Source organism: Bradyrhizobium sp. Ken64, assembly GCF_055807555.1.
On record NZ_JBVVPA010000070.1, the window covers coordinates 1 to 1,414 of the forward strand.

Annotated in this window: 1 protein-coding gene; it reads left to right on the forward strand. The window is 62.7% G+C overall.

Annotated elements, in window-relative coordinates; all coding sequences use genetic code 11:
* The first annotated feature begins 77 nt into the window (after positions 1-77).
* On the forward strand, positions 78-1,130 hold the full coding sequence (locus tag AC0L2F_RS35660; protein ID WP_063992740.1) for an IS110 family RNA-guided transposase: 1,053 nt from the start codon (positions 78-80) through the stop codon (positions 1,128-1,130).
* Positions 1,131-1,414: the final 284 nt, after the last annotated feature.

The following is a 1,414-nucleotide window of genomic DNA, read 5'->3' on the forward strand; positions in this document are numbered from 1 at the left end:
CTGATGGTGTGGACGGCCCCCTACGGCATCAGTGTGCCAGAATGAGGTTGTCAGAAACTCATTCACAGGAGCCGTCCGTGAGCCAGATTATCCGCATTGGGATGGATACGTCGAAGTATATTTTCCAGCTCCATGGCGTCGATGCGTCGGAGCAAGTCGTGCTGCGCAAGCGGCTTAGCCGCAAAGCAATGCTGGAGTTTTTTGCGAAGCTGCCGCCCACGGTGGTCGTGATCGAGGCTTGTGGGGCGGCTCACCACTTGGCACGGGAGCTCGGCAAGCTGGGACACACGGTCAAGCTGATTGCGCCGCAACTGGTGAAGCCCTACGTGCCGCGGAACAAGAACGACGGACGCGATGCGGAGGGGCTTTGCGAGGCGTCGAGCCGGCCGCGGATGCGATATGTGCCTGTAAAGACGGCGGAGCAGCAGGCCGCACTGATGCTGCTTGGCGTCCGCGAGCAATTGGTCGGGCGTCGCACGCAACTCTCCAACACGATCCGGGGTCATGCGGCGGAGTTCGGTCTGACCGCGGCCCAAGGGCTGGACAAGCTTGCTGCGTTCCTGGCCGCGATCGAGCGAGACGAACGTGTGCCCGTGCTGAGCCGCGAGCTTTTTGTGATGCTTGCTCGGCAATACGACCAGGTGCAGACCGAGCTGAAGGCGATCGAGGCCAAATTGCTGGCTTGGCACCGTGCCAACGCCACAAGCCGGCGCTTGGCGCAGGTCCCTGGGATCGGGCCAGTTACGGCGGCCGCGCTGGTGATGAAGGCGCCTGATCCGCACGCCTTCCGTTCGGGACGATTGTTCGCAGCCTGGCTCGGCCTGACGCCCAAAGACCATTCCACCGCTGGAAAGACCAGGCTCGGCAAGATAACCCGAGCCGGCGACGAGAGATTACGTCAGCTTCTTGTGGTCGGGGCGACCGCGGTAGTCAAGCAAGCGACCGGGAAGCACCGTCGTGGATCGCGCTGGCTGCTCGACCTGCTCCAGCGCAAGACGCCGAAGCAGGCAGCCGTGGCGCTGGCCAACAAGACTGCACGCATCGCCTGGAAGCTGATGACGACGGGAGAGGATTATGACAGCGCGCGGTTCGATGCCAAAAGCGATGCCGAAGTGGCCGCCGCCGCGTAGTTGAGAGATTCGGCAGACCGGCGGGTTCGCCCACCGGCCGAACCGGAGCTGCAAGAGCAGAGGAGATGGTGCGATCGATCGTTCCGAGATGCGAGCAAATCCGTGGGACCCAGTGGCCGAACAAGGTCGCCTTTCTGATTGGAACTCGCGTCGCGAAAACCATCTTGGCCCGCGGTTCAACACGCCGCATCAACAGGCCGGACATATGGATGCAAGCGATCCGGTCAAACCTCACAAAGCTCTTGTGCCACGGGGGCCGTCCACATATGGGTCCCGGCTCTGCG